The 23,383-nt window shown below is 30.7% G+C and carries 24 protein-coding genes and 1 riboswitch; of the genes, 17 read left to right on the forward strand and 7 right to left on the reverse strand.

All coding sequences use genetic code 11. The features are described 5' to 3' along the window. Positions 1-33 precede the first annotated feature (33 nt). Positions 34-1,689, reverse strand: coding sequence for an alkaline phosphatase (locus tag CKV72_RS02585; protein ID WP_095177398.1), 1,656 nt, complete (start codon positions 1,687-1,689; stop codon positions 34-36). 169 nt (positions 1,690-1,858) lie between these two features. Here CKV72_RS02585 and CKV72_RS02590 point away from each other — a divergent pair, with 169 nt between their 5' ends. From CKV72_RS02590 to CKV72_RS02620, 7 genes are all read left to right on the forward strand, one after another. After that, positions 1,859-2,392, forward strand: a complete 534-nt coding sequence (locus CKV72_RS02590; protein ID WP_095177399.1) for a chromate transporter — start codon at positions 1,859-1,861, stop codon at positions 2,390-2,392. A gap of 5 nt (positions 2,393-2,397) precedes the next feature. Beyond that, positions 2,398-2,928: a chromate transporter gene (locus CKV72_RS02595; protein ID WP_095177400.1), complete on the forward strand. Its 531-nt coding sequence runs from the start codon at positions 2,398-2,400 to the stop codon at positions 2,926-2,928. A 233-nt stretch (positions 2,929-3,161) separates the two neighbouring features. Next, positions 3,162-5,825 carry a cation-translocating P-type ATPase gene (locus CKV72_RS02600; protein ID WP_095177401.1) on the forward strand — a complete coding sequence of 888 codons (2,664 nt, stop codon included), beginning with the start codon at positions 3,162-3,164 and terminating at the stop codon, positions 5,823-5,825. Positions 5,826-5,926: 101 nt separating this feature from the next. Continuing rightward, positions 5,927-6,523 carry an RNA polymerase sigma factor gene (locus tag CKV72_RS02605; RefSeq protein WP_157726523.1) on the forward strand — a complete coding sequence of 199 codons (597 nt, stop codon included), beginning with the start codon at positions 5,927-5,929 and terminating at the stop codon, positions 6,521-6,523. After that, positions 6,516-6,815: a hypothetical protein gene (locus CKV72_RS02610; RefSeq protein ID WP_089865352.1), complete on the forward strand. Its 300-nt coding sequence runs from the start codon at positions 6,516-6,518 to the stop codon at positions 6,813-6,815. The genes CKV72_RS02605 and CKV72_RS02610 overlap by 8 nt, the downstream gene beginning before the upstream one ends. 13 nt (positions 6,816-6,828) lie before the next feature. Beyond that, positions 6,829-7,437, forward strand: a complete 609-nt coding sequence (locus CKV72_RS02615; protein WP_089865355.1) for a zinc ribbon domain-containing protein — start codon at positions 6,829-6,831, stop codon at positions 7,435-7,437. 76 nt (positions 7,438-7,513) lie between these two features. After that, entirely contained in the window at positions 7,514-7,942 is a 429-nt protein-coding gene (locus tag CKV72_RS02620; RefSeq protein ID WP_095177403.1) for a YaaR family protein, read from the forward strand. Positions 7,943-7,996: 54 nt separating this feature from the next. On the opposite strand, the gene CKV72_RS02625 is transcribed toward CKV72_RS02620, so the two are convergent. The 3 genes from CKV72_RS02625 to CKV72_RS02635 are packed head-to-tail and all read right to left on the reverse strand — an operon-like array spanning position 7,997 to position 9,820. After that, positions 7,997-9,145 carry a sodium ion-translocating decarboxylase subunit beta gene (locus tag CKV72_RS02625; RefSeq protein WP_095177404.1) on the reverse strand — a complete coding sequence of 383 codons (1,149 nt, stop codon included), beginning with the start codon at positions 9,143-9,145 and terminating at the stop codon, positions 7,997-7,999. A gap of 16 nt (positions 9,146-9,161) precedes the next feature. Beyond that, positions 9,162-9,479 (reverse strand): biotin/lipoyl-containing protein, encoded by a 318-nt coding sequence (locus CKV72_RS02630; protein ID WP_095177405.1) that lies wholly within the window; start codon positions 9,477-9,479, stop codon positions 9,162-9,164. A 35-nt stretch (positions 9,480-9,514) separates the two neighbouring features. Continuing rightward, positions 9,515-9,820 (reverse strand): hypothetical protein, encoded by a 306-nt coding sequence (locus CKV72_RS02635; protein WP_095177406.1) that lies wholly within the window; start codon positions 9,818-9,820, stop codon positions 9,515-9,517. A 273-nt stretch (positions 9,821-10,093) separates the two neighbouring features. On the opposite strand from CKV72_RS02635, the gene CKV72_RS02640 reads away from it, so the two are divergent. The 5 genes from CKV72_RS02640 (at position 10,094) to CKV72_RS02660 (ending at position 14,603) form a co-directional block, all read left to right on the forward strand. Further along, the gene (locus tag CKV72_RS02640; RefSeq protein ID WP_095177407.1) at positions 10,094-10,711 is read left to right on the forward strand and encodes an IclR family transcriptional regulator; all 618 of its coding nucleotides are present in this window, start codon (positions 10,094-10,096) and stop codon (positions 10,709-10,711) included. 100 nt (positions 10,712-10,811) lie between these two features. Beyond that, positions 10,812-11,582, forward strand: coding sequence for a LamB/YcsF family protein (locus CKV72_RS02645; protein WP_095177408.1), 771 nt, complete (start codon positions 10,812-10,814; stop codon positions 11,580-11,582). A gap of 12 nt (positions 11,583-11,594) precedes the next feature. After that, positions 11,595-12,809, forward strand: a complete 1,215-nt coding sequence (locus CKV72_RS02650) for an NRAMP family divalent metal transporter (protein WP_095177409.1) — start codon at positions 11,595-11,597, stop codon at positions 12,807-12,809. A gap of 25 nt (positions 12,810-12,834) precedes the next feature. Continuing rightward, on the forward strand, positions 12,835-13,578 hold the full coding sequence (gene pxpB, locus CKV72_RS02655) for a 5-oxoprolinase subunit PxpB (RefSeq protein ID WP_095177410.1): 744 nt from the start codon (positions 12,835-12,837) through the stop codon (positions 13,576-13,578). Beyond that, positions 13,578-14,603 (forward strand): 5-oxoprolinase subunit C family protein, encoded by a 1,026-nt coding sequence (locus CKV72_RS02660; protein WP_095177411.1) that lies wholly within the window; start codon positions 13,578-13,580, stop codon positions 14,601-14,603. The genes pxpB and CKV72_RS02660 overlap by 1 nt, the downstream gene beginning before the upstream one ends. Positions 14,604-14,700: 97 nt before the next feature. Here CKV72_RS02660 and CKV72_RS02665 read toward each other — a convergent pair whose 3' ends face one another. From CKV72_RS02665 to CKV72_RS02675, 3 genes are read right to left on the reverse strand one after another with little or no spacing between them, the layout of a single operon-like run. Further along, entirely contained in the window at positions 14,701-15,147 is a 447-nt protein-coding gene (locus CKV72_RS02665; protein WP_089865361.1) for a LysO family transporter, read from the reverse strand. Position 15,148: 1 nt separating this feature from the next. Continuing rightward, the gene (locus CKV72_RS02670) at positions 15,149-15,976 is read right to left on the reverse strand and encodes a DUF3100 domain-containing protein (protein WP_089865364.1); all 828 of its coding nucleotides are present in this window, start codon (positions 15,974-15,976) and stop codon (positions 15,149-15,151) included. Then, positions 15,973-17,298 (reverse strand): amidohydrolase, encoded by a 1,326-nt coding sequence (locus tag CKV72_RS02675; RefSeq protein WP_089865367.1) that lies wholly within the window; start codon positions 17,296-17,298, stop codon positions 15,973-15,975. Before CKV72_RS02675 ends, CKV72_RS02670 begins: the two co-directional genes overlap by 4 nt. A gap of 295 nt (positions 17,299-17,593) precedes the next feature. On the opposite strand from CKV72_RS02675, the gene CKV72_RS02680 reads away from it, so the two are divergent. The 5 genes from CKV72_RS02680 (at position 17,594) to ribH (ending at position 23,322) form a co-directional block, all read left to right on the forward strand. Further along, entirely contained in the window at positions 17,594-18,118 is a 525-nt protein-coding gene (locus CKV72_RS02680; protein ID WP_089865370.1) for a DUF4825 domain-containing protein, read from the forward strand. Positions 18,119-18,721: 603 nt separating this feature from the next. Continuing rightward, positions 18,722-18,836, forward strand: a riboswitch (FMN riboswitch). A gap of 205 nt (positions 18,837-19,041) precedes the next feature. Further along, positions 19,042-20,130, forward strand: coding sequence for a bifunctional diaminohydroxyphosphoribosylaminopyrimidine deaminase/5-amino-6-(5-phosphoribosylamino)uracil reductase RibD (gene ribD, locus CKV72_RS02685; RefSeq protein ID WP_176760118.1), 1,089 nt, complete (start codon positions 19,042-19,044; stop codon positions 20,128-20,130). Between the two features lie 404 nt (positions 20,131-20,534). Next, positions 20,535-21,185 (forward strand): riboflavin synthase, encoded by a 651-nt coding sequence (gene ribE / locus CKV72_RS02690; protein ID WP_089863261.1) that lies wholly within the window; start codon positions 20,535-20,537, stop codon positions 21,183-21,185. 450 nt (positions 21,186-21,635) lie between these two features. Further along, positions 21,636-22,835: a bifunctional 3,4-dihydroxy-2-butanone-4-phosphate synthase/GTP cyclohydrolase II gene (locus tag CKV72_RS02695; protein ID WP_089863258.1), complete on the forward strand. Its 1,200-nt coding sequence runs from the start codon at positions 21,636-21,638 to the stop codon at positions 22,833-22,835. 25 nt (positions 22,836-22,860) lie between these two features. Continuing rightward, positions 22,861-23,322, forward strand: a complete 462-nt coding sequence (gene ribH / locus CKV72_RS02700; protein WP_089863256.1) for a 6,7-dimethyl-8-ribityllumazine synthase — start codon at positions 22,861-22,863, stop codon at positions 23,320-23,322. The last annotated feature ends 61 nt before the right edge of the window (positions 23,323-23,383 follow it).

Raw genomic sequence — 23,383 nt, forward strand, 5'->3', positions numbered from 1 at the left:
AAGCATTTTTCCATGCAAACTATGTTTTTTATTTTATTTAATTAAATTTATAGCTTTATTAGATAAATACCATTTAGCTATTTCTATATTTTCTTTTGTTCCAGTATAAACAGTAACTCCAGGTAATTCTATAATTTCATCTCCTATAATAGCTATATTTTTATTTTGTGGAAACTTTATTGTTGTATCATCTTTAGTTACTACAAGAACTAAATTTTCTGTATCACTAGAATCTACAGAAATGGTGGCTCCTTTTTCTTTAAAAGCTTTTTCAGCTTGAAGGAATAGTTTATCTGTAACATCTTGAAGATTTATATCTAGAACTTCACACATATATTTGTTAACATCAGTATTTTGGATAACTCCTGTAGGTCTTATGCCCTTTGGATGATAAACATATAATCCCACTTCTTCACCAGAATGACCTTTTGTAGTCCAACCTATATGAGCTCTTTTGCTTATCATAGGTCCTACAGTATCAATAACTTTATTAATATCACAAGTTTTTATAGATTGCTCTTCTTCAGTTGTTAAATCATCTATACCATAATATGCTAACATAACTTCTTTTATATTACTTCTATCTGCATTTAGTTTTTTACCTATGCCTTCTCCTGTAAGCTTTGCTTTTTTAAGAGGTCCTATTATAGTTGAAAGAGGTTGGTTATCGTAGGTTTTATCTAAAGCAGAATCCCCAATACTCATACCACCATTACTGTGATCAGGAGCAACTATAACTACAGTGTTTTTATCTTTCTTTGCAAAATTTAATGCTACTGAAACAGCATCATCAAAGGCTAAAGCATCACTAATAATTCCTACTGGATCATTAGCATGAGAAGCCCAGTCTATTTTACTGCCTTCTACCATTAAGAAAAATCCATCTTTTTTATTGTTGGATAAGATATCAATAGCTTTTTGAGTCATAGTAGAAAGACTTGGTTGTTCATAAGATCTATCAAATTCATAATCTAAAGCCATAGGTGCAAAAAGACCACAAACCTTTGTAGCGTCAGTATTTCTTAACTCTTCTACATTTTTAACAATATCATATCCTTTATTTTGTAAAATGCTAATCATATCCTCTTTATCAGCTCTTTTTTCAGGAACTAAAACATCACGTCCTCCTGTTAATAAAACATCTACATCATTATATACTATCTGTTCACTTAAAGTATCATATGCTTTTCTATTTGGGTAATGGGAAGCAAAACTTGCAGGAGTTGCATGAGGTAATTCGCAAGTTGCTACAATACCTGTTGCCATTCCATTTAATTTAGCACCCTCTAATATAGAAGCAACGGGACGCCTTTCTTCTCCTTTTTTTATGGGTTCTACTAAAGGCATATTGGCTACATCGGGAAGTACAGAAATAAACCCAGTGTGTGATTTATAACCTGTTGCCATGGCAGTAGCTGCTGGAGCTGAGTCTGCAATTACGGCATCAGAAGAATAGGTTCTAATAAGGCCACAGGCAATTTCATCCATAGCTAGAGGTTCGCCACCTTTATACCATCTTGCTAGAGTGGTGTGAGTAATTCCAGTGCCATCTGGAATTAGCAAAATAACGTTTTTAGCTTTACTAGGACTTGCTGCTACCTTATTAAAGTTAGATACTAATGAAAAGCTTAACATTAGAACTAATGATAGGAAAAACGTAATAAACTTTTTCCTCCTAGATTTAAACATAAGACTACCCCCTTGTATTAAAACTTTAATTAATAATATGCTACGATTTTTAAAAGTATGTAAATAAATGTATTTTAATTCAATTTAAATAGTGTTATCATTAAATATAAAGCATCATAAATCATATTATAATATTATGAAAAAATTTACAGATACAATGGAGGCAATCATGAAAAAATTATTAACTATGTTTTGGAGCTTTTTCAAAATAGGGGCCTTTACCTTTGGCGGGGGTTACGCTATGGTTTCTTTAATGGAAAGGGAAGTAGTAAATACAAAAGAGTGGATGAGCAAAGAAGAATTTATAGATACTTTAGTTATATCTCAATCTCTTCCAGGCACATTTGCTGTAAATACTTCAATTTTTATAGGATATAAGATAGCTGGAACAATGGGTGCTATTATGGCACTTTTAGGTACGGTACTGCCCTCCTTTTTTACAATTATAATTATAGCTACTTTTTTTATGCAGTTTAGAAACAATTATTATGTAGACTTAGCATTTAAAGGAATTTCACCAGCAGTTCCTGCACTTGTGTTAATAGCTGTTATTAGTTTAGCTAAGGCTGTTGAGAAAAATGTTAGAAATATTATATTAATTATAATAACTGTATTACTTATAAGTTTCTTTAAAGTACATCCTGTTATTGTAATAATAGCTTCTGCTATTTATGGAGTTATTTATTACAGGGAAAGGGTGTGATTAGTGTGAAAAACTTAATATTATTATTTTGGTCTTTTCTAAAGATAGGAGCCTTTAGCTTTGGAGGCGGCTATGCTATGATTACTTTAATAGAGAGAGAAATTGTGGATCATAGGGCATGGATTAATGCTCAAGAGTTTAGGGATATAATAGGTATTTCACAAATGACCCCAGGACCTGTATCTATAAATTCTGCAACTTTTGTAGGATATAAAATAGGCGGAGTTTTAGGTAGTCTATGTGCAACCCTAGGAGTTGTTACTGTATCTTTTACATTAGTTTTTATAGTATCTCACTATTTAATTAAATTTAAAGAATCTAAAATAGTAAAATCTGCACTGCTTGGCATGAGACCAACATTAATAGGACTTATAATATCTGCTGTTCTATCTCTTTCAAAAGGTGTTTATAGCGATATAAAAAGCATTGTAATAGTCCTCATAACATTGGGGCTACTTTTGTGGGATAAGATACATCCTATAATAATTATTATTATATCTGCAGTAATGGGTATAATTTTTTATGGATATTTGTAAAATATCATTGTAAGAAAATAATACCTATGCTATAATTTACTGCATAAAGGGGAGTAGCAAAATAAATTAACTATTCGTCATTACGGCATTAAAGCCCGGATAGTTACTCCAAAGAGAGATTGCAAGACCTTTGTTCTGTAGAGAAATTTGTAGAACAAAGGTCTTTTATTATTTTCAAGATTTTTAAATAATTTATCAATATTAAACAAATAATATAAAACGAGGTGAAATTTATGTGGTTTGACAAAAGTGCAGAAGATGCATTAAAGGAGTATTCTTCTAATGTTGAAAATGGACTAACAGAGCAGCAAGTAAAAGAATCTAGAGAAAAATATGGGCCAAATGAGCTTAAAGGAAAAGGTAAAAAATCTATATTTAGAATGCTTTTTGAGCAATTAAATGATATGTTAATTTACATACTTTTAGCTGCAGCTTTAATTTCAGGTTTTTTAGGAGAAACCAGTGATGCAATAATAATTTTTCTAGTTATAATATTAAACTCAGTAATTGGTGTAGTTCAAGAGTCAAAAGCAGAAAAAGCATTAGAAGCTTTAAAGAAGATGTCCACCCCTAAGGCAATGGTTAGAAGGGATGGAGAGCTTAAAGAAATTCCTTCAGAAGAAGTAGTGCCTGGGGATATAATAATTTTAGATGCAGGAAGATATATTCCCTGTGATCTAAGGCTTATAGAAACCGCCTCATTAAAAGTTGAAGAATCAGCCTTAACAGGAGAATCCGTTCCAGTAGATAAGGATGCAAGTTTAGTTTTAAGTGGAGAGGATACAGCACTAGGAGATCAAAAGAACATGGCTTTTATGTCTACTTTAGCTACCTATGGAAGAGGAGTAGGTATAGCAGTAGCCACAGGTATGGATACGGAAATTGGTAAAATAGCAAAAATGTTAGATACAGAAGAAAAAAATTTAACACCACTACAAAGAAAATTAGAGGAACTTGGGAAAACTTTAGGACTAGGAGCACTAGCTATTTGTGCTTTAATGTTTGGAGTTGGACTAATTCAAAGAAGAGATATGTTTGAAATGTTTTTAACAGCTATAAGTTTGGCAGTAGCGGCAATACCAGAAGGACTTCCTGCCATAGTAACTATAGTTTTGGCTATGGGAGTTCAAAAAATGATAAAGAAAAATGCCATAGTAAGAAAACTTCCAGCAGTAGAAACCTTAGGAGCTGTTAATGTAATTTGTTCAGATAAAACAGGAACATTAACTCAAAATAAAATGACTGTTACTAAATTTTATGCAGATACTGATTATGGAGACATATCTACATTAGATATAGAAAAACCTGGTCATAAACTTTTATTAGAAAACTTAATACTATGTAATGATGCCACTTATTCAGAATCCACACAAACAGGAGATCCAACAGAAATAGCATTATTAGAAGCAGGTTATAAATATGGTATAAAAAAGGAAGAATTAGAAGCAAGTCATGGAAGATTAAATGAATTACCTTTTGATTCAGATAGAAAATTAATGACCACTGTAAATAAATATGGTGAGTACATATACGTTATGACCAAGGGAGCCATAGACAATTTATTTAATATATGTACCCATGTTTATAAAAATGGTGAAGTTATAGAGCTTACAGAAGATATAAAAAATGAGTTTATGGAAAGTGCTAACAATATGTCAAAGGATGCACTAAGAGTTTTAGGTGGAGCTTATAAAAAGATATCTCAAGATGAAATAAACCAAGATAATTTAGAAAGTAATTTGATATTAATAGGACTTGTGGGAATGATAGACCCTCCAAGAGAAGAAGTTAAGGATTCTATTAAGGAATGTAAAAAATCAGGTATAAAAACTATAATGATTACAGGTGACCATAAGGATACAGCATTAGCTATAGCAAAGGAATTAGCCATAGCAGAAGATGAATCTCAAGCTGTTTTTGGAAAAGAATTAGATAAAATGTCTGATGAAGAGTTAAGCCAAAGAATAGATAACTTAAGAGTTTTTGCAAGGGTTTCTCCAGAACATAAGGTGAGAATAGTAAAAGCTTTTAAAGAAAAGGGAAATATAGTATCTATGACAGGTGATGGAGTTAATGATGCACCTTCCCTAAAAATAGCAGATGTAGGTGTTGCTATGGGTATTACAGGAACAGACGTAGCTAAGGGAGCTTCGGATGTAATTCTTACAGACGATAATTTTTCTACTATAGTTGCTGCAGTAAAGGAAGGTAGAAATATATTTAATAACATAAAAAAATCTATAGTATTTTTACTATCCTGTAATATAGGTGAAATTATATCCTTGTTCTTTGCAATACTTTTAGGTTGGCCAGCACCATTAAGACCAATTCATCTTTTATGGGTTAACCTTATAACAGATAGTTTACCAGCATTATCCCTAGGAGTAGACCCAGGGGACCCAGATGTAATGGATGAAAAACCAAGGGATCCAAAGGCTAGTCTTTTTGCAGGAGGCACAGGTGTATTCTTAATATTAAATGGATTTTTAATAGGATTTTTAACATTAGCAGCTTTTATAGTTGGAATTAAAGTTTATACAAATAGCACTACACTATTTCCACTAATACCTGAGAATGTGTCAAAAGAAGCATTGACTCATGCTCAAACTATGGCTTTTGTTGTTTTAAGTGTATCTCAACTATTCCATGCACTAAACTTAAGACATCCTAAAAAATCCATATTCCAATTAGGAGTATTTACTAATAAGTATTTAATTGGATCTATAATTTTTGGTATAATATTACAAGATGTAGTTATAACAATACCTTTCTTAGCAAATATATTTAAAGTATATGACCTATTGCCAAAAGACTGGTTACTTGTTGGAATACTTTCTGTAATACCTTTAGCTTTAAATGAAATAGCAAAAATATTTTTAAGAGCTAAAAGCAAATAACAAAAATGTACCTAGGGTTTTAAACTTTAGGTACATTTTTTATGAAATTGTGAACCTATGACATAGTGGAACGTATAACATAAGTGGAAGGGGGTAAAGTATTGGGAAAGGAGCAAGAAGGTGATAATTTATATGAAAAAAATATACATAGCATATATAAAAAAGATAAAGATTTAGCCATAAAAATCCTAATAAATGAATATAAGGATTTTGTTTATGGATTTTCCTTTTACTTATGTAAAAATTCTATGGAAAGTGATGATTTATTTCAAGATACTTGGGTTAAGGTTTTAAAAAATATAGATAAATATACATGGAATGATAGATTTGAACCATGGATAAGAACAATATGCTTAAATACATATAAAGACAAATACAGAAAATCTAAAAGATGGCTTAATATTATTAAACATTACTTTAATGAAGAAAAAAAAGAGAAAGAAATAATTAATTTTCCTTCTAAAAATAATTTGCCAGAAAAAGAAATTATAAAAAATGAAGAAAAAGAGCTATTAAAAAAGGCAGTAAATAAATTAAAAGATGATTATAGAATTCCTATTATACTATATTATTTTGAAAGAGTTAGTTATAAAGAAATATCAGAAATAATGCTTATACCTGAAGGAACTATAAAGTCCAGACTAAATAAAGCTAGAAAACTTTTAAAGGAATATGTGGAGGTGGAATTAAATGGATGAAAATAAAATTGAAAAACTTTTATTTCAAATAGGAGAAGAAGAAATTAAGGCGCCCCCAGAGGATATTGTGGAAAAAACTAAAAATCATCTAGAATATAGACATCTAAGATATCTTATTCCTTTAGGATTTATATTAAATATGGTTATTGTAGCAATAATTATATTTAGTATTTTACCTAAAATGAGCTTAAAACAAATTATTTTATGGTGTAATATATGCTTTAGTTTAGGTAATGGAATTATAGCATTAACAATATTATGTTTTAATAATTTACAAGAAAAATTTGAATAGGAGTGATAAAGTTATGTTTATGTTACCAATGATTTTGATATCAACAACTATATTAGCTATAATAGCAGCTATAATATATGCAATTTTACGTATTACAAGAAAAAATAATGGACAAGACTACGAAGGTGAAAGTCCATATAAAAAACTTTTTTATGCATTTTTAGCTATTTTAGCAGTGATTTTAGTGTTCTTTTTAATTGGTTTTAATGTTGATTCTGGTTGTTATGGGTTCCCATTGTTTGGAACAGTGGCCTCTATAATTTCACCTATAATATTTTTACTAATGTTTTTAGGTTTCTTTATTATATTAATATTAATTGGAAGATTTGTTTATTATGATGCTAAAAGTAGAGGGATGGATCCATGGTTATGGCTTTTAGTTGTAATATTTGTACCTAACTTTATAGGCTTAATAATTTACTTAATAGTAAGAAGTTATAATACAAATGATACCAATACTTATAATAAAAGATGTTCTAAATGTGGTAGTAGTGTAAGAGAGGATTATAATATTTGTCCTAATTGTGGAGAGAATTTAAAAAAGAAATGTGAATATTGTGGACAAGTAGTAGATGAAAACTGGAATATATGTCCTCATTGTGGAAATAATTTATCAAAATAAATATATATGCTATTTTTTCATATAAAACTAATATATAATATAGTTAATAGGATTCTTTACAAGGGAGGAAATTTCTTTGGAAATATCGAGAATAGGTAATAGAACACAGGTAAGTTCTAAAGAAGATACTAAAGCAATTAGTAGTAAGAAAAGTTTTTCTCAAAGCTTTAACTTTGCAAGAGAAAGAAGAACAGAACAAGAACTTAAAAAAATGTTTGAAGATATAAAGAAAAAAGGGGAAAGACTGGTAACAACTAAATGTTATGTAGATGTTATTCGCTATAAAAAAATGATAAAAGAATATCTAGAATCAGTTTTAAACTTTATGTACGGTGTTAAAAAGGATATTAGCTTTTGGCAGACTCAATATTTTATCACTGTGGAAACCATAGATGAAAAGTTGGAAGAATTAACTCAAGCTTTATTAAATGATCAAAAAGAAAACTTAGATATAGCTAGCAGCATAGATGAAATAACAGGATTATTAGTGGATATTTATAAATAAAAAAAGTGGATTTTTAGAATCCACTTTTTTTAATGAGTAATTAAAGGTTATTCACTATCCAAACAAGGCTAATAATACTCCAGCAGCAACAGCAGAACCTATAACTCCTGCTACATTAGGACCCATTGCGTGCATAAGAAGGTAATTTGTTGGGTTTGCTTTTTGTCCTTCAACCTGAGAAACTCTTGCAGCCATTGGAACTGCTGAAACACCAGCGGAACCTATAAGAGGATTGATTTTTCCTCCAGATAAAAAGCACATAAGTTTTCCTAAAAGTAATCCACCTATAGTGCTAAAAGCAAAGGCAATAAGTCCAAGAGCTATAATTTTTAAAGTTTCTGGTCTTAAAAATCTGTCTGCTCTAGCAGTAGCACCTACAGTAGTACCAAGAAAAATGGTAACTATATTAATTAATGCATTTTGTGCTGTGGAAGAAAGTCTGTCCACAACTCCAGATTCTTTAAATAAATTTCCCATCATCAACATTCCTATAAGAGGTGCTACAGAAGGAAGTAATAAAATTGTAAGTACTGTTACAACTATAGGAAATACTATTTTTTCTAGTTTAGATACTTCTCTTAGTTGTTCCATCTTAATTTTTCTTTCTTTTTCTGTAGTTATAAGTTTCATTAAAGGAGGCTGAATAAGAGGAATTAAAGCCATATAAGAATAAGCTGCAATGGCTATGGCTGGTAGCAATTCTGGAGCAAGTCTTGTAGTTAAAAATATTGCAGTAGGACCATCTGCTCCACCAATAATACCTATAGAAGCTGCGCCCTGAGGTGAAAAGCCTAATGCAATTGCAATAATAAAGGCCATAACAACACCAAATTGAGCTGCAGCACCTAGAAATAAACTTGAAGGTCTAGCGATAAGAGGACCAAAGTCTGTCATTGCACCAATTCCTAAAAATATTAAAGAAGGATAAATTCCTAACTTAACACCTTGATACAAATAGTAAAGTAATCCACCTGGTTCCGAAGAATTAGCTAGAGGACCAGACATTATTCCTGTAACTGGTAAATTAGCTAATAGAACACCAAAGGATATAGGCAAAAGCAAAAGAGGTTCAAACTCTTTTTTGATAGCTAGATATATAAGGATAAAAGCAATAAGAATCATTACCAGTTGTTGCCATGTTAATGCTGTAAATCCCGATTCTTTTAATAATTTAATGATTATATATTTAAATGAAAAATTCATTTATATTCCCTCCTCACTATTCAAATACAGCAAGAATATCATTAGTATCAACAGAAGCTCCCTTTATAACTTGAATTTCTTTAATAATTCCATCCCAAGGTGATGCAATCTCACTTTCCATTTTCATGGCTTCAAGTATAAATAAGGTGTCACCTCTTTTAACGGAATCTCCTATATTTACTTTTATATCTATGATTGTTCCAGGCATTGGAGCTTTTAAAGGTTCCTTAATTTCATTTGTATTTTTTATTTCATTCTCAAGATTTTCTTTTTGAGAGTTGTCCATAACCTCAACTTCATATTTTTTATTGTTAACAGTAACCATATATTTCATTTCGGTGTTACCCCCTTATAAAATAATAATGTAGTTTATAAATCAATTGGCTTTATAGATTTTATCTTAAGAGATTTTAAAGGAATATTAGAGGTATGACTTATTGAAGCTAGAATAATTGCAATGGTTTCTTCATCAATATTTCCAAAAGTATTTTTATCAGCTAATAGATTTATACAATTGTTATCGTTAACTAAATCCGTTTTATTTAAAAACTTATTTTTTTCTATATAATTAAAAAATTTGGATTGTAATTTTAAAATTATACTTAACAAGATAAGAACAGCAAATACTATAAGTATGAGGAATAATCCTATTAATATAGCCTCAGATATTGACATATGAATCCCCCTTTCGAACTTTCGAATATAAAAAATAATGAATTTATAATTCGATTTACTATTTGAACCACCGGTTTAATATATTTATATGTTAGCATATGAAAAATATATTGTCTACAAATAAATTTAATAATTTTATATTTTCTTAATATTATAAAAACTATTTTACATGGTAATAAAAAATAATATACTTACGCTTGTATAATGCCCTGTGTTAGAGTAAACTAAGTATATAATAGGATTTTTCATCAAAAGGAGGAATAAAATAAAATAATGACAAACCAACAAAATAACATAAATAATAGTTTAGACAAGGCACTAGATCTTTTAAAATATTTTTCAGAAGAAAATCCTGTCAGAGGGTTAAGTGAAATTAGTAGGATTTCATCTATCCCAAAGGCAACTGTATATAGATTATTTAATACATTTGAGAAAAACGGATTTTTACAAAAGGTTGATATACAAGGAAAACAAAATCAATATAAACTAGGCATGAAATTTTTTGAATTAGGAATGATTGTATCTGAATCAATAAAATTAAAGGAAACAGCCTTACCCTTTATGGAAAAGTTAAGAGATTTACTTAATGAAGATGTTCAACTAGTTATAAGAGATAATAATTACGCTATTTATATTGAAAAGTTGATTTGTACTCATCCTGTAAGATTATTCACAAAGACAGGAAGAAAGGCTCCTTTAAGTGCTGGAGCTTGCTCAAGAGCTATATTATCTTTTTTACAAGATGAAGAAATACAGGAGATTTTAGATAGTGAGCCTTTAGAAAGGTATACAGAAATTACCATCGCAAAAGTATGGGTTATATCTACTAGTTTTTATTTTGTGAATAATAAAATAAAAACTAAAATACATTCATTTGTTTTAATTTTATGAAAATTTAGTGTAGACAATATTTTCTTGCTATGATATCATAATTATAAATAAACCACCGGTTCAATATATGAAAAATAATTATTATTTTGGGGGGATTAAAATGCTAAGAGTTGATTTAAATAGTGACTTAGGAGAAAGCTTTGGAAATTATAAAATAGGGTTAGATGAAGAAGTAATAAAATATGTTACATCTGTAAACGTTGCCTGTGGCTGGCATGCTGGAGATCCTCTAGTAATGGAAAAGACTATTAAATTAGCAAAAGAAAATGAAGTAGCAGTAGGAGCACATCCTGGATTTCCAGATTTAATGGGTTTTGGAAGAAGAAATCTTTCAGTAAGTCCTAGTGAGATGAAAAATTATATAAAATATCAATTAGGCGCACTTATGGCATTTGGGAAAAGTCAAGGTAAGAAAATACAGCATGTTAAACCTCATGGTGCTATGTATAATATGGCAGCTAAGGATTTAAAACTTGCAGTGGCAATAGCTGAGGCTATATACGAGGTGGACAAGGATATTATTCTATTAGGACTTGCTAATAGTGAATTAATTAAAGCAGGAGAGAGAGTTGGTTTAAAAGTTGCTAACGAAGTGTTTGCTGATAGAGCGTATAATGCTGATGGAACATTGGTATCGAGATCAAAAGAAGGAGCTGTTATTCATGATGCTGATGTTGCTATAGCTAGAGTTATAAGAATGATAAAGGAAGGAAAAGTTACATCAATAACTGGAGAAGATGTTGAGATAAATGCCCAATCAATATGTGTACACGGTGATAATCCAGAAGCTGTGGAGTTCGTTAAAAGAATTAAAACAAAGCTTCAAGAAGAAGGTATAGAAGTAACTTCAATGTTAAATTTTATTAAATAGGGGGAGGTAATAATGAACACGGAAAGAGAGAAAATTATAAAGAATTCTAAACCGAAACGTAATATAAGTGCTCTTATAGGGGCGGCAACTATTATGGCTACTTCTGCTGTAGGACCAGGATTTTTAACTCAAACAGCTCAATTTACAGGTGAATTTGCTGCAAGCTTTGCGTTTGTAATATTATTGTCTATTATTCTTGATATTGGTGCTCAGGTAAATGTGTGGAGAGTTATTGGAGTATCAGGTATGAGAGGACAGGATATTGCTAATAAAGTTGTACCTGGACTTGGTTACTTTGTTGCTATTATAGTTGCATTAGGAGGATTGGCTTTTAATATTGGAAATGTTGGTGGTGCAGCTTTAGGGTTAAATGTTCTTTGTGGACTTAATGTAAAATATGGTGCTATTATCTGTGGAATAGTAGGAAGTATGATTTTTTTATCTAAAGAAGCAGGGGTATTGGTGGATAAGTTAACAAGAACGTTAGTTGCAATAATGATTATAATTGTGGCTTATGTAGCAATTAAGACACAACCTCCTGTTGGAGAAGCATTGCTTAGAAGTGTTGCTCCAGAAAATCCAAAAACTTTGTTGCTTCCAATTGTTACTTTGCTTGGAGGAACAGTAGGGGGATATATTACCTTTTCAGGTGGACACAGATTAATTGATGCTGGTATAACAGGATCAGAGAATGTTGAAAAGATAACAAATGCTGCAGTTCTTGGCGTTATTATTGCATCTATTATGAGGGTGTTAGTATTCTTAGCAGTATTGGGTGTTGTAAGTAAAGGAATTGCTCTAGATCCTTCAAATCCAGCAGCTTCTGCATTTAAAAGTGGTGCGGGAATGATAGGATATAAACTATTTGGTATTGTATTGTTAGCAGCAAGTATCAATACAGTAATTGGAGCAGCGTATACCTCAGTATCTTTTTTAAAGACACTTCACCCATTTATAGAAAAATATGAAAAATATTTTATTGTAGGATTTATTGTTTTCTCTACTATGGTGGTGGCTTTTATAGGAAAACCTGCAAGTCTACTTATTTTAGCAGGATCACTTAACGGATTAATATTACCAATTACTATAGGTGTAATGTTAGTAGCTTCTAGAAGAAAAGATATTGTGGGAGAGTATAAACATCCTACTTGGTTATTATTGTTTGGTATGTTGATAGTTATTATTGCGGGTTATGCAGGAATAATGTCTTTATCCAATATATTCTAAAATACTAATAGCTAGGAGGGATAAAATGTATAAGGAAACAAAGTATTTAACAGCTGGGGATAAAGCGTTAACTATTGAATATGGAAATGAAATATCTGAAGATATAAGTAGTAAGGTAAGATCTATGATGGTTGCTTTAGAAGCCAATAAAATAGATGGAATTGTAGAAATTGTTCCTACTTATCGTTCTTTAATGGTTCATTATAATCCTTTAATTATAGGATATGATGATTTAGTAAATAAGCTAAAATCCTTGGAAAATAAACTTGAAGATATATCCCTACCAGAGCCTGAAGTTATTGAAATACCTACAGTTTATGGTGGAGAATACGGACCGGATATTGAAAATGTTGCAAAGCACAACAAAATAACTGTAGAAGAAGTAATAAAAATACACAGTTCTAAGGAATACCTTATTTATATGTTAGGTTTTACTCCAGGATTTCCATATTTGGGAGGAATGGATGAAAAAATTGCTACTCCAAGGTTAAAATCACCAAGAACAAAAATTACTAAAGGATCTGTGGGAATTGCAGGAAGTCAAACGGGAATATATCCTATTGATAGTCCAGGAGGATGGCAATTAATTGGAAGAACCCCTTTAAAACTTTATGATCCAAATAGGGAAGTGCCAATACTTTTAAAAGCAGGTAATTATATTAAATTTGTTCCAATTTCCGAAAAAGAGTATAAAACTATAGAAGAAGCTTTAAATGATGGAACTTATAAATACAAAACTTATATTAAACAAATAGGGGGGAGGTCATAATGGGAGAAATAAAAATTAAAAAGCCTGGACTTTTAACATTAATACAAGACAGTGGTCGATATGGTTATCAACAGTATGGTGTACCAGTTTCAGGAGCCATGGATAGTTTTTCTCATAGGATGGCCAATATTTTAGTAGGAAATAATGAAAATGAAGCTGTTTTAGAGGCAACTGTATTAGGACCTGAAATAGAATTTACGAATGATTCTCTAATAGCTGTTACAGGTGGAGATTTAAGCCCTGCATTAAATGGTGAAGCTATTGCTATGTGGGAAAGTTTACAGGTGAAAACAGGGGATGTATTATCTTTTAGCGGCATAAAGAGAGGTTGTAGAAGTTATATAGCCTTTGCTGGAGGGATAAAAGTTGAAAATGTTATGGGAAGTAAATCCACCTATGTTAAAGCTAAAATTGGAGGACTTCATGGTGAAAGTTTAAAAGCTGGAGATATTATAAAAATAGGTGATTTAAATAATATTTCTATTAAATATAGAAAATTACCTGATAAATATATTCCTAATTATTCAAGTGTTTCAGAAGTGAGAGTTGTTTTGGGACCTCAAGATGATTATTTTACTGAAAAAGGGTTAGATAAGTTTCTTTCAACTGAGTATAAGGTTACTAATGAATGTGATCGTATGGGGTATAGATTAGAGGGAGAAGTAATTGAGCATATTGATAGTGGAGATATTATATCTGATGGTATTAATTTTGGTGCCATTCAGATTCCAAGTCATGGACAACCAATTATTATGATGTCAGACAGACAAACTGCTGGTGGATATACAAAAATCGCAAATGTTATATCCATAGATCTTCCTAAAATAGCACAGTTGAAACCTGGAGATATTATTAAATTTAAGAAAGTAAGCATCTATGAAGCTCAAAAACTTCTCAAAGAAATGGAAGAAAATATTAATACCATTAAAGAAATCTGTGATAAAGAACATGTTGTTAAAACTAGTCAGCTTAAATTAAAGGTAAATGGAAAAGATTATAATGTAAAAGTAGAAGAAGTGGGATAAATAATATAGAAAGGTTCTTAATTTCCATAAATAAATCATAAGGAGCTGTGGCACTAAGAAATGTAGTATTTACTCTTAATGTCACAACTCCTTTATTTTATATTTGGCCTATGAATTTTAAAATTAATTGTGCAATTAATGCTGAGCCTAAATAAGTTCCGGTAAATATAACGCAGGACAGAACAACAATTCTCCATCCGGATTTCTTAAAGGCTTCTAAATCCTTACCAATGGAAATACCAACATAAGCTAGTATTGGAGTAGTTAGGGCAAGAAAATCTACCTTTGATATATATTGAGAAATCATTGCAGCCCCTGGCATTGTAGGATAAGTTAGAATACATCCTAAAGTAACTATATAGGCTACTGCGGGAATTTTACCAGGCATAAATTTAGCAAGGGCTATACCACCAATTGATATACCTATAAGTATAATCATACCAGGAATAGCTTCTATTATATTATGTTTAGGTCCTACCATGTTTCCAACTAAGGATAGTACACCTACTATTAACAGTATAAAAAGAGTATCTTTTAATTTCATTTTAAGCTTCCTCCTTTTTACAAGAGTTTATTTCAGAAACTTTAACTTTTGGAAGTTCAATTCCATATTTGAATTTATAAGTTTTTCTGTATAGCCATTCTGTTAAAGGTAGAGCTATCCATAAAGACATATAAAGTCCATCTAGTCCTGATAACATATTACTTGCTGCTCCAAAAGCTGCTAATGTATCAGCTTCAGCAGGGAACATAGCACTTAGAGAACCTACTGCCGCAGTCATCATACTAGCACTACCAACTCCAGAGGCCATAGCCAAAGAATAAGGATGGAAAGGAAGATAAGCTGCACAGAAGCTTGCTAAAAGTCCAAAGAAAACTGTTCCAAAAACAGTACCACATATATATATACCCATAACACCTTTACCTTCTTCACCATCAAGACCATAAATATCACTTATTAAAGCTATATTTGGTTCACGGGCAATAGAATGTGCAGCCCCTATAGATTCTCTTTTTAATCCAAGTAATACTGCAATTGGAACTCCTAAAAATACTGTTCCTACGTTACCAAATTCTTGCAATATAAGAGCTGGACTGGATTTTATTATAGTTGGCAATGTTGGTCCTATTAATGTACCGTATCTTGCCATTAATAACATAAGAGATACAGTTATTAATGTACCAGCATCATTCATATCTTTTTCATTTACAACTTTTAAAAATTTAGGAGATAAAAATATTCCAATAATTAAGGCATAAAGCATTGGCAATAGTACGATAGTTCCCGGTCCAAACTTAAATTTTATAACACCAATTGCTTCTGCTATTACTACTAACAAAAGAACTAATATATGGTTTTTCCAATTCTTCATTTTTCAACCTTCCTTTCAAAACATTCTTCTAAGAATTCTATATATTTTTCCTTGCTTTCAAAGGTAGGAGTGTAAGAATTTATAATTTCTTCTGCCTTTTCAGCATTGTTAAATAATAAATCTATAACGGACATAGCCATTATTTTCCCAGGCAATATACAAGCGGAATAAAAATCTTCTACTTTAAAATCTTTAGTGTGTAATGCACCAGAAACTCCACCTATAAAAGGATGTATAGCAGGAATTAAATTTGATACATCACCCATATCTGTAGAAGCTGCAAAGTGACCAGCATCTATAACACTATCTTCAGGTAATAAAGATAGACTGTTTTCTTTAAAAATTTCATTTAAAGGTAATGAAGATTTTAGTGGAAGATGTCCAGGTATAGTGTTTATTATAGTTTCAGTACCTATAGCATATCCCCCAGCAAGTAATGCCTTGTCCACTTTTTTATTAGTTAATTTCATAGCATCTACATTATTAGCACGTACATAGGTTTCCATTCTAACATCAGCAGGTACGCTATTTACGGTGTCACCACCTTTAGTTATTATGGGATGAACCCTTATAGAATCTTCGTCTCTAAAGGTTTCCCTTAGAGCATTAACTCCCATAAGACCTAACATAGCCGCATTTAAAGCATTAACACCTGTATGAGGAGCTTCTGCTGCATGAGCTGTTTTACCAATATATTGAATAGTTTTTCCTATAAATCCATTACTAGAGCTTCCAAGAGCAACAGTTGGTTTTGGAGTATCTTTTAGAGAATGTATCATCATAGCCATATCTACATCGTCAAATGCTCCTCTGTAAATAAGTTCTTGCTTACCTGCAAGGAAATGTATTTTTCCTTCTTCTTTAAGTTTTTGTCTGTATTCAATTTCTATAAATTCTTCAGCAGGCACTGCCATAAAACTTACATTACCATGAAGTTTATCTTCTATACCAGAAAGCTTAAGTCCTAGTGCTGCTGTTGCCATGGCAGTTATTTGTAAATTGTGGCCACAGGTATGAGAAGCTCCTGTTTCTTTATTGGCATTGGCACTATCAAAACAAATAACACCATCTAATTCTCCTAAAATAGCTACATTAGGACCATCACTTTTTTCTTTTAATTGCCCCTTAACACCAGTTAAAGCAAGTTTATCTTTATATGAAATATTTAATTCATCAAAAAACTTACATACCTTTTCTGCTGTTTTTATTTCCTTAAAACCCAACTCAGGATTATTTTCAATATCCTTTGCTAGATTAAATAATTTGTCATAGTTATCATCAATAACTTTACAAACTAATTCTTTTAATTCATTTACATTCATTTGAATTTCTCCCCCCTTAGACTATGTATATGTATTCCATACAAATACATATGTACTAAATCTATGAGTAATATTTTATAACTTATACAAGTGTATGTCAACAGAAAACAGAAAGTAATATTTTATTAAATAGCGATGTTAAGCAAAACTTAACGAGTAAGTTTGTATTTTTACTGCTATTGATAGACAAGGAAATTATTTGTTTAGTTATATACAATATTGGTATTATAATATGGTTATACTATAATCTAATATATGATTGTGAGATAATATTCTGTAAAATAGGAGGAATTATATGAAGAATAAATTTAAAATATTAGCACCTGTAATAATAAGTGTATTATTAAGTTTAATAGGTTGTGGAAGTAATTCTGCTAAAATATCAAATCAAGATGTAAAAACTACTTCCCAAGTTGAAACATATGATTTGGTAAAATACAAAGGCTCGTATGTAGGTGATAATAGTTCTGTAGGAAATATAATAACAAAGTTACCTGCTAATGAGTATAATGCAGGATTTAGTCTACAAACTAATAAAGAACCATATGGAATAACTATTAACTATAAAGTAAATCAAAATTTGGGTGAAGAAAATTATAATAAATTTTGGAGTGATAAAAAAGTTAATGAGTTTTTAGAAAAGAACGCAGTAGTATTATTATCGCTTATACAAAATGCTGATGTTATAGAATTTAATGTAGATAACATAGGTGAAAAATCTTATAAATACGATAGAAAAAGTTTAGAACAAAAATATGGCGGCAATTTAAAAGACTTATTTGAAGATGATACTTCGTTTAAAAAATTTTTAAATAGTTAGTAGTTCACAACTTAAAAATTTTGCGTCACAAAATTTTTATAGAGGACAATTGACAGAGGACAGAGGACAGAGGACAATTTTTAATGACCAGCTAACAATGAATAATGAACAATTTAGGTGGATTTTCTTCCTTTGGTCAGAAAATCTTATATTTTATAAGTTATAATTGAAAATGGAGAGTTGAGAATGGAGAATTAATTGACATTTTTATTGATGGCTGGTTTAGCAAGCTAAACATCGCTTTAGTTCTTATAAAAGTTAAAATTAAAAGTTTTTGTTTGATAAACAAGCAAAATAAATTTAAGACAAGCTATCGCATTCATTATTCATTAATCAACGGCCTATCGGCTTGCGACATAGTCGCTAGTTTTAATAGTAAACAATTAAAGTAGGTTATATATTAGTAATTCATTTAGCTTTAGCTGAGCTTCAGGATATTTAAAATTTAAGATTTTCTGTAGCAAAGCGGAGGAAAACCTTCCTTAATTGTCCTATGTCAATTGTCCTCTGTCCTCTGTAAAAAAATGCGTCGCAGTTTTTTTATTTGTTGACATAAAAATAAAAAGGTGATATGCTACAAATAGAAAATAAATTGAATATTTATACATCCTTCAGGGTTTGGTGAGATTCCATACCGGTGGTAAAGCCCACGAGCCGTAAGGCAGATCTGGTGAAATTCCAGGGCCGACAGTTAAAGTCTGGATGAAAGAAGGAAATTACATATACGTTCTAATTAGCGTACACTTATATAGTTTCTAATATTTATGTTGCTAATTTAAATTATATTACTTTTTTTAGAATGTATTAGGTAAGATTACTTTACCCTGAAAGAATTAATTCTTTCAGGGTTTTTTATATGTTTTTAGTAACATGAATTTCACAATGTTTTCGTTATCTTTGAAGGATGCAATGAAAAGGAGATGATGAATTTGGATGAAATTTATATGAAAATGGCAATTGAACTAGCACACTTGGGTGAAGGATATGTAAATCCTAATCCTTTAGTAGGAGCAGTTATAGTAAAGGACGGAAAGGTAATAGGAGAAGGATACCATAAAAAATTTGGAGAAGCTCATGCTGAAATAGATGCTTTTAAAAATTGTAAAGAGGATCCCAAAGGTGGTACTTTATATGTAAATTTAGAACCTTGTTCTCACTATGGAAAGACTCCTCCTTGTGTAGAGGGCATAATTAAAAAGGGAATAAAAAAAGTAGTAATAGGCATGAAAGATCCTAATCCTTTAGTTGCAGGAAAAGGTATAGAAATATTAAAAAAAGCTAACATAAAAGTAGAAGTTGGAGTTTTAGAAGATGAATGCAGGAAATTAAATGAAATATTTATAAAATATATAACTCACAAAAAACCCTTTTGTATATTAAAATGGGCATCAACGTTAGACGGAAAAATATGTTCGCCCATAGGAGATTCCAAATGGATAACAGGAGAAGATTCAAGAGAATATGTGCATTTAATTAGAAATAAAGTAAGCTCCATAATGGTTGGAGTAAATACAATTATAAAGGACAATCCTTCTTTAACCACAAGATTAAAAGATAGAAAAGGTGTAAATTCCACAAGAATTATTGTGGATAGCAAAGGAAGAACACCATTAGATGCAAGGATTTTTAAAGAAGAAGGAGATGCTTTTATAGCAACTACTTCACAAATTCAAGAAAAAAAAAGAAAAGAATTTGAAAAAATAGGAGCCAAAATAATTATTACACCAGAAAAAGATGGAAAAATTGATTTACAATATCTTGTTAACTATTTAGCAGAAATTAATATAGACAGCGTACTTTTAGAAGGTGGTGGAACACTAAACTATTCAGCTTTAAAAGAAGGAATTGTAGATAAAGCTCTTATATTCATAGCTCCAAAAATACTAGGTGGAGAAAACAGCAAAACACCTGTAGAAGGAGAAGGGACAAAGTATGTTAAGGATTGTATAAAACTAAAGAATTTATCCATTAAAAATTTTAAAGAAGATATTTTGATAGAAGGCTTTATTTAATGAACAACTAACAATGAATAATGAACAATTAAGGAGGATTTTCTTCCACTACGTTACAGAAAATCTTACATTTTATAGATCTTTTAAAGATAGTTGCACTATGGAAAGCTCGTTCAGCGTTGCTGAACATCGAAGCTGCCTTAGGTTTATTTAATTTTAAAAAGTTTAGCTTTAGCTAACCACAATTATTCATTGTTCGTTATTCATTATTCATTAAACAAAGGGCTCGTTTGCTTCGCTAAACATCGCTGGCTTAGTTAAGAACTACTTAATATATAAATCATACGATTAAAATTTTTTCGTAATGATAATGGAGAAAAAATAACCACAATTGTTCATTATTTATTATTCATTGTTCATTAATTAAAGTTGTTCATTATTCATTATAAAAAGGTGGTGTTTTATTGTTTACAGGTATAGTAGAGGAATTAGGAAGTATAGAGAATATAGAAAAAAAGAAAAGTGCTTATAGTATAAAAATAAAGGCTAAAAAGGTTTTAGAGGATGTAAATATAGGAGATAGCATATGCACTAATGGAGTTTGTCTTACAGTTACTGATTTTTCCAAGGATAGTTTTACTGTAGATGTAATGCCAGAGACTATAAGGCAAAGTAGTTTAAAAAATATTAAAAAAGGCAGTTTAGTAAATTTAGAAAGGGCACTAAAGCCTACAGGAAGATTAGGTGGACACATAGTTAGTGGACACATAGATGGAGAAGGTATTATAAAGGAATATAAAAAAGAAGGAAATGCTTGGTGGATTTCAGTAGAACCTGAAAAAACACTTCTAAAGTATGTAATAGAAAGAGGCTCTATAGCCTTAGATGGTGTAAGTCTAACCGTAGCTTATGTAGATGAAAAGCTATTTAAAGTCTCCATAATCCCCCATACCAGTGAAGAAACTACCCTATTAAAAAAGGGAGTAGGGGACACTTTAAACATAGAATGCGATTTAATAGGAAAATACGTGGAGAAAATTTTAAATTTTAAAAATCATGAAGAGAAAGAAAGTAAAATAGATATGGACTTTTTGAAAAACAACGGATTTATTTAATGAACAACTAACAATGAACTTTTTCAGAGGACAGAGGACAATTGACAGAGGATAGTGAAGGAGGATTTTCTTCCGCTTTGCTACAGAAAATCTTACATTTTGTTTTGTTGGCTGGTTTGCTTCGCTAAACATCGCGAGCTTAGGTGTAATTGAAAATGGAAAGTTGAGAATGGAGAATGAAGGAGATTTTTCTTCGCTACACTCAGAAAAAATAACCATAATTATTCATTCTTCATTGTTCATTATTCATTGATAAAAGGTTTAGTTTTAACTAAACCTAAAGATCTTATATAATTAAAATTTTTTTGCAACGACAGTGGAGAAAAAATATCATTAATTGTCCTCTGTCCTCTGTCCTCTGTCAAATGTAATGAGGTGGAGAAAAGTTATCCATAGTTGTTCACTATTCACTAATTAAAGCTATTCACTAAAAATAAAGGGGTGTTAAAAATGTTTAAATTTAATAGTATTGAAGAGGCAATTTGTGATATAAAAGAAGGAAAAATGGTTATTGTGGTAGATGATGAGGATAGAGAAAATGAGGGAGATCTTTTAATGGCAGCAGAAAAGGTAACTCCTGAGGATATTAATTTTATGATTAAATATGGAAGAGGATTAGTATGCATGCCTATAATTGGAGAAAGATTAAAGGAATTAAATCTTAACCAAATGGTGGATATAAATACAGACACTAATGGAACAGCTTTTACAGTATCCATAGATTCTGTGGATACTACTACAGGTATTTCAGCTTATGAAAGAGCTCATACCATATCAAAAGTATTGGACAGCAATGTAGGGGGAGAGGATTTTAAAAGACCAGGACATGTTTTCCCATTAGAAGCAAGAGAAGGTGGAGTATTAAAAAGAGCAGGACATACAGAAGCTGCTGTAGACCTAGCAAGACTTGCAGGATTTTATCCAGCAGGAGTAATTTGCGAGATTGTAGGGGAAGATGGAAAAATGGCAAGACTTCCTCAATTAATGGAATATTCTAAGGAACATAATTTAAAAATTATAAATATAGCAGATTTAATAGCTTATAGAAGAAAGAAAGAAACCCTAGTAGAAAGAGTTGTAGAAGCTAAAATGCCAACAAGGTGGGGAGAATTTAAAATAATAGGCTATGAAAATAAAATAAATGGTGAACACCACGTAGCTCTTGTAATAGGAGATATAGAAAATGGAGAAGATGTACTAGTTAGAATGCATTCAGAATGTCTTACAGGGGATGCTCTGGGTTCTGTAAGATGTGATTGTGGATATCAATATGAAGCAGCTATGAAAGCTATAAGTGAAGAAGGAAGAGGAGTTCTTGTATACATGCGTCAAGAAGGAAGAGGAATAGGTCTTATTAACAAATTAAAGGCTTATAATCTTCAAGATAAGGGTATGGACACTGTGGAAGCTAATATTGCTTTAGGTTTCCCACCTGATTTAAGAGATTATGGAATAGGGGCTCAAATATTAAATGATTTAGGAGTTAAAAAAATAAATCTTATGACAAACAATCCTAAGAAAATAACTTCATTATCTGGTTATGGAATAGAAATAGTAAAAAGAGTTCCACTAGAAATTCACGAAAATGAGGAAAGTGAATTTTACCTAAAAACTAAAAAAGAAAAAATGGGTCATTTACTACATTTTTAATATATAAAATTGGGAGGAATATTAAATGAATATAATAGAAGGAAATTTAATAGGGCAAGGTTTAAAATTTGGTATAATTGTAGGAAGATTTAATGAATTTATAGGAGGAAAACTTTTAGATGGAGCTATAGATGCTCTTGTAAGACATGGTGTAGATGAAAAAGATATAGAAATAGCTTGGGTGCCGGGAGCTTTTGAGATACCGTTAATAGCTAAAAAAATGGCTAAAAGCAAAAAATATGATGGAGTAATATGTTTAGGTGCTGTTATAAGAGGAGCTACTACTCACTATGATTATGTATCAAGTGAAGTATCTAAAGGTATAGCTAAAGTTACTTTAGATGAAGAAGTACCAGTAATATTTGGTGTTTTAACTACAGAAAACATAGAGCAAGCCATAGAAAGAGCAGGAACAAAAGCAGGTAACAAAGGATACGAGGCAGCTTGTACTGCAATAGAAATGGCAAATCTAGTAAATGAAATTTGAATAAAAAAATTATAAAAATATAAAATTTGAACAAACCTATTCTTTTTTTATACAATGAGTG

Source organism: Clostridium cochlearium, assembly GCF_900187165.1.
GTDB classification, from domain to species: Bacteria; Bacillota; Clostridia; order Clostridiales; family Clostridiaceae; genus Clostridium_G; species Clostridium_G cochlearium.

What these genes read in the sequence shown, in the direction of transcription:
- CKV72_RS02585 (WP_095177398.1), bottom strand. Translation starts at nt 1,689, where the DNA reads ATGTTTAAATCTAGGAGGAAAAAGTTTATTACGTTTTTCCTATCATTA.
- CKV72_RS02590 (WP_095177399.1), top strand. Translation starts at nt 1,859, where the DNA reads ATGAAAAAATTATTAACTATGTTTTGGAGCTTTTTCAAAATAGGGGCC.
- CKV72_RS02600 (WP_095177401.1), top strand. Translation starts at nt 3,162, where the DNA reads ATGTGGTTTGACAAAAGTGCAGAAGATGCATTAAAGGAGTATTCTTCT.
- CKV72_RS02610 (WP_089865352.1), top strand. Translation starts at nt 6,516, where the DNA reads ATGGATGAAAATAAAATTGAAAAACTTTTATTTCAAATAGGAGAAGAA.
- CKV72_RS02615 (WP_089865355.1), top strand. Translation starts at nt 6,829, where the DNA reads ATGTTTATGTTACCAATGATTTTGATATCAACAACTATATTAGCTATA.
- CKV72_RS02625 (WP_095177404.1), bottom strand. Translation starts at nt 9,145, where the DNA reads ATGAATTTTTCATTTAAATATATAATCATTAAATTATTAAAAGAATCG.
- CKV72_RS02630 (WP_095177405.1), bottom strand. Translation starts at nt 9,479, where the DNA reads ATGAAATATATGGTTACTGTTAACAATAAAAAATATGAAGTTGAGGTT.
- CKV72_RS02635 (WP_095177406.1), bottom strand. Translation starts at nt 9,820, where the DNA reads ATGTCAATATCTGAGGCTATATTAATAGGATTATTCCTCATACTTATA.
- CKV72_RS02640 (WP_095177407.1), top strand. Translation starts at nt 10,094, where the DNA reads ATGACAAACCAACAAAATAACATAAATAATAGTTTAGACAAGGCACTA.
- CKV72_RS02645 (WP_095177408.1), top strand. Translation starts at nt 10,812, where the DNA reads ATGCTAAGAGTTGATTTAAATAGTGACTTAGGAGAAAGCTTTGGAAAT.
- CKV72_RS02650 (WP_095177409.1), top strand. Translation starts at nt 11,595, where the DNA reads ATGAACACGGAAAGAGAGAAAATTATAAAGAATTCTAAACCGAAACGT.
- pxpB (WP_095177410.1), top strand. Translation starts at nt 12,835, where the DNA reads ATGTATAAGGAAACAAAGTATTTAACAGCTGGGGATAAAGCGTTAACT.
- CKV72_RS02660 (WP_095177411.1), top strand. Translation starts at nt 13,578, where the DNA reads ATGGGAGAAATAAAAATTAAAAAGCCTGGACTTTTAACATTAATACAA.
- CKV72_RS02665 (WP_089865361.1), bottom strand. Translation starts at nt 15,147, where the DNA reads ATGAAATTAAAAGATACTCTTTTTATACTGTTAATAGTAGGTGTACTA.
- CKV72_RS02670 (WP_089865364.1), bottom strand. Translation starts at nt 15,976, where the DNA reads ATGAAGAATTGGAAAAACCATATATTAGTTCTTTTGTTAGTAGTAATA.
- CKV72_RS02675 (WP_089865367.1), bottom strand. Translation starts at nt 17,298, where the DNA reads ATGAATGTAAATGAATTAAAAGAATTAGTTTGTAAAGTTATTGATGAT.
- CKV72_RS02680 (WP_089865370.1), top strand. Translation starts at nt 17,594, where the DNA reads ATGAAGAATAAATTTAAAATATTAGCACCTGTAATAATAAGTGTATTA.
- ribD (WP_176760118.1), top strand. Translation starts at nt 19,042, where the DNA reads ATGAATTTGGATGAAATTTATATGAAAATGGCAATTGAACTAGCACAC.
- CKV72_RS02695 (WP_089863258.1), top strand. Translation starts at nt 21,636, where the DNA reads ATGTTTAAATTTAATAGTATTGAAGAGGCAATTTGTGATATAAAAGAA.
- ribH (WP_089863256.1), top strand. Translation starts at nt 22,861, where the DNA reads ATGAATATAATAGAAGGAAATTTAATAGGGCAAGGTTTAAAATTTGGT.